Genomic DNA, 4,699 nt, shown 5'->3' with positions numbered 1-4,699 from the left:
GACGACCAGTTCGGCGGCGTCCTGGAGGGAGAGGACGCCCGCGACGTGCGCGGCGGTGATCTCACCGATGGAGTGCCCGGCCAGGACGTCGGGGCGCAGGCCCCAGCCGTCCAGCAGCCGGAACAGGGCCGTCTCGAGGGCGAACAGGGCGGGCTGGGCGTACTCGGTCCGGTCGAGCAGGGCCGTGTCGGTCCCGAACAACACGTCCTTGAGCGGAAGTTCGAGATGCCGGTCGAGTTCGGCGCAGACCTCGTCGAGGGCGGCGGCGAACGCCGGGTGGGTGTCGTACAGTTCGCGGCCCATACCGAGCCGCTGGCTGCCCTGGCCGGTGAACAGGAACGCGGTCTGGCCCTCGCGTGCGGTGCCCCGCACCAGCCCGGCCGTGTCCTCGCCGCGGGCGAGGGCGTCCAGGCCGCGCAGCAGCTCCGTACGGTCGGCCACGACGAGCGCGGCGCGCTGCTCCAGTGCGGAGCGGGTGGTCGCCAGGGACAGGGCGAGGTCGGCGGGGCTCGGGCCGGTGCCGGTGTGGACGTGGGTGTGCAGGCGACGGGCCTGGGCGCGCAGGGCGTCCGGGCCGCGGGCCGACAGCAGGACCGGGACGTACGGGGACTGCGCCGTCGCCGGCTCCGGGTCGACGCCGGCGGCCGGGGTGTCCGGGGCCTGTTCGATGACGGCGTGGGCGTTGGTGCCGCTGATGCCGAAGGAGGAGACGCCCGCGCGGCGCGGCCGGTCCGTGTCGGGCCAGGCGACCTGCTCGGTGAGCAGGGACACCGCGCCCGCGGACCAGTCGACGTGCGGGGTCGGCTCGTCGACGTGGAGGGTCTTGGGGACGACGCCGTGGTGCATCGCCATGACCATCTTGATGACGCCGGCGACACCGGCGGCGGCCTGGGTGTGGCCGAGGTTGGACTTCACGGAGCCGAGCAGCAGCGGCCGGTCCTCGTGGTGGTCGCGGCCGTACGTGGCCAGCAGGGCCTGGGCTTCGATGGGGTCGCCGAGGGTGGTGCCGGTGCCGTGGGCCTCGACGACGTCGACGTCTGCGCCGGTCAGGCCGGCGTTCGCGAGGGCCTGGCGGATGACCCTCTGCTGCGAGGGCCCGTTGGGGGCGGTGAGACCGTTGCTCGCGCCGTCCTGGTTGACGGCGGAGCCGCGGACGACGGCCAGGACGGGGTGGCCGTTGCGGCGGGCGTCGGAGAGCCGCTCCAGCAGGAGCATGCCCGCGCCCTCGCCCCAGCCGGTGCCGTCGGCGGCGGCCGCGAAGGACTTGCAGCGGCCGTCGGCGGCGAGGCCGCGCTGGCGGCTGAACTCGATGAAGGTGCCCGGCGTGAACATCACGGTGACGCCGCCCGCGAGGGCGAGGCTGCACTCCCCCGCCCGCAGCGCCTGCGCCGCGAGGTGCAGGGCGACCAGGGAGGAGGAGCAGGCTGTGTCGACGGTGACCGCGGGCCCCTCCAGGCCGAAGGTGTAGGCGACGCGGCCGGAGACGATGCTGCTGGAGCTGCCGGTGCCGAGGTAGCCCTCGACACCGTCGGGCACCGCGTGCAGGCGGGCCCCGTAGTCGTGGTACATGACGCCCGCGAACACGCCCGTACGGCTCCCGCGCACCGAGGACGGGGCGATCCCGGCCCGCTCGAAGGCCTCCCAGGTGGTCTCCAGCAGCAGCCGCTGCTGGGGGTCCATGGCGAGGGCCTCGCGGGGGGAGATCCCGAAGAACGCGGCGTCGAACTCGGCGGCGTCGTGCAGGAATCCGCCCTCGCGGGCGTAGGAGGTGCCCGGGTGCTCGGGGTCGGGGTGGTAGAGGGCCTCGGTGTCCCAGCCGCGGTTCTCGGGCAGCCGGGTGATGCCGTCCTGACCGGCCGTCAGCAGCGTCCAGAGGTCCTCGGGGGTGCGGACGTCACCGGGGTAGCGGCAGCTCATGGCGACGATCGCGATGGGCTCGTCATCGGTGGCGGCGGCGCTGCCGGTACCGGTGGTGAGGGCCGCTGCGGCGTCCGGGCCGGTGTCGTCGACCAGTTCGGTGCGCAGGTGGCGGGCGAGGACGGTCGGGTCCGGGTAGTCGAAGATCAGCGTGGCGGGCAGGCGCAGACCGGTGGCGGCGTTCAGGCGGTTGCGCAGCTCCACCGCCGTGAGCGAGTCGAAGCCCAGTTCCTTGAAAGCACGCCCCGACTCCACGGCCGCGGGGCCGGCGTGGCCGAGGACGGCCGCGACCTGCGTACGGACCAGGTCCAGCAGGGCCCGGTCCCGTTCGGCCGGGGACAGTCCGGCCAGGCGGGCCCGCAGCTCGGGCTCGGCACCGGCGGCGGCTGCGGGGGCGGCGGTGCGGCGGGCGACGCCGCGGACCAGGCCGCGCAGCAGCGGGGCGATGGTGCCCGCGGCGGCCTGCGGGCGCAGGGCGTCGGTGTCGACCCGCATGAGGGCGACGGCCGCGTCGTCGAGGCCGGTCGCGGTGTCGAACAGCTCCAGGCCCTCGGCGACCGTCAGCGGAGGCAGTCCGGCCCGGCGCATCCGGTTGACGTCGGCGGCGTCGAGGGAGCCTGCCATGCCGTCGGCGGCGGACCACAGGCCCCAGGCGAGGGCGGCGGCCGGCAGGCCCTGGGCGCGGCGGTGCTGGGCGAGGGCGTCCAGGAAGGAGTTCGCGGCCGCGTAGTTGGCCTGGCCGGGGCCGCCGAAGAGGCCCGAGGTGGAGGAGAAGAGCACGAAGGCGGACAGGTCCGTGCCGCGGGTCAGCTCGTGCAGGTGCCAGGCGGCGTCCGCCTTGGGGCGGAGCACCGCGGACAGCCGCTCGGGGGTCAGCGAGGAGACGACGCCGTCGTCGAGGACGCCGGCGGCGTGGACGACCGCGGTCAGCGGCTGGTCGGCCGGGATCCCGGCGAGCAGCGCTGCCAGGGCGTCCCGGTCGGCCACGTCGCAGGCGGCCCAGGTGGCTTCGGCGCCGGACTCGGCGAGTTCGGCGGCCAGTTCGGCCGCGCCGGGTGCGTCGGCGCCGCGGCGGCCGACGAGGAGCAGACGGCGGACCCCGTGGACGGTGGCCAGGTGCCGGGCGACGAGGCGGCCGAGGCCGCCGGTGGCGCCGGTGATCAGCACGGTGCCCTCGGGCCCGAAGGCAGCGGTCCGGCCGGAGGCGCCGGCACCGTCGGCGGCTCCGGAGGCGGTGCCGCCGTCCCGCCCGGTCTCGACGCGGGCGAGGCGCGGGACGAGGACGGCGCCGTCGCGCAGGGCGAAGCGCTCCTCCTGCGCCGCGGCGAGCGCGCGGCGCAGCGCGTCGCGGTCCTCGGCCGGGCCCGCGTCGACGAGGGCGATCCGGCCCGGGTTCTCGGTCTGGGCGGACCGCAGCAGGCCCCAGGCGGTGGCGCCGGCCAGGTCCGTCACGTCCTCGCCCGGTGCCGCGGCGACCGCGCCGCGGGTGACGACCACCAGTCGGGAGGCGGCGAACCGGTCGTCGGCCAGCCATTCCTGAGCAAACGTCAGCATCTGGTGTGCGACGGCGTGCACGGCCTCCGGGGTGAGCGGGGCGGGCGCTGGGGCGAGGTGGAAGAAGACCTCCTCCGGTACGGCGGTCCCCGCGTCGGCCGCCGCACCCAGCGCGGCCAGGTCGGCCGCGCCGAGGAGAACGTGTGCGGCCGGGGCGGCCTGGTCCGGGGCGGTCAGGCCGGTGAGCTCGGTCCACTGCTGGCGGAACACCGACTCGTGGTAGGTGGCGCGGGCGGCCCGCAGCTGGTCGGCGGTCACCGGGCGCAGTCCGAGGGACTCGACGGCCGCGACGGGCGCGCCGGAGGCGTCGGCGATCTCCAGCCGGACGCCCTCGGCCCCTGCGGGGGTGAGGCGGACGCGCAGTGCGCTCGCCCCGCCCGCGTACAGCGAGACCCCGGACCAGGCGAAGGGCAGCCGCCCCTGGCCGTCGTCGGCGCCGATGCCGCCGAGCCCGATGGCGTGCAGGGCCGCGTCGAGCAGTGCGGGGTGCAGGCCGAAGCGGCCCGCCTGGTCCTCGGCGCCCTCCGGCAGGGCGACCTCGGCGTAGACGGCTCCGCCGAGCTGCCAGGCCGTACGCAGACCGCGGAAGGTGGGTCCGTAGGCGAAGCCGATGCCGTCGAGGGCGTCGTAGCGGCCGTCGAGCGGGATCTCGGTGGCGTCGGCCGGGGGCCAGGCGGTCAGGTCGAAGTCCGCGGCGGGGCGGGCGTCCTGGGCGAGGAAACCGGCGGCGTGCCGGGTCCAGGGCTCCTCCGCTGCGCCCTCGACACGGGAGTGCAGGGCGAACGCGCGGCGGCCGGTCCCGTCGTCGGCGCCGACCCGGACGCGCAGTTGGACGCCGCCGCGCTCGGGAAGGACGAGCGGCGCCTCAAGGGTCAGCTCTTCCAGGTGATCGCAGCCGAGCTGGTCACCGGCGCGGGTCGCGAGCTCCACGAAGGCCGTGCCGGGCAGCAGGACGCTGCCGAGGATGGCATGGTCGGCCAGCCAGGGGTGGGTGGACAGGGCGAGGCGCCCTGCGAAGACCATGCCGTCGGAGTCGGGCAGGGCGACACCGGCGGTGAGGAGCGGGTGGGCGGTGTCGTCGAGGCCGATCGCCTCGACGTCCCCGAGGTAGTACGAGGAGAGAGCCGGCCAGTAGCGCTGCCGCTGGAAGGCGTAGGTCGGCAGGTCGACGCGGCGGGCGCCGGTGCCCGCGTAGAAGGCGGTCCAGTCGACGCGGACGCCGTGGACA

1 protein-coding gene is annotated in these 4,699 nt (G+C 76.3%); it reads right to left on the bottom strand.

What is annotated here, in order from left to right:
- Positions 1-4,699 (bottom strand): type I polyketide synthase (locus AQI95_RS46035; RefSeq protein WP_159056734.1); only part of this gene is annotated, 4,699 nt, incomplete at both ends.

This window comes from Streptomyces yokosukanensis (assembly GCF_001514035.1).
GTDB classification, from domain to species: Bacteria; Actinomycetota; Actinomycetes; order Streptomycetales; family Streptomycetaceae; genus Streptomyces; species Streptomyces yokosukanensis.
The sequence above is the reverse complement of the archived record's forward strand: the minus strand, read 5'-3'. Positions and strand labels throughout refer to the sequence as shown.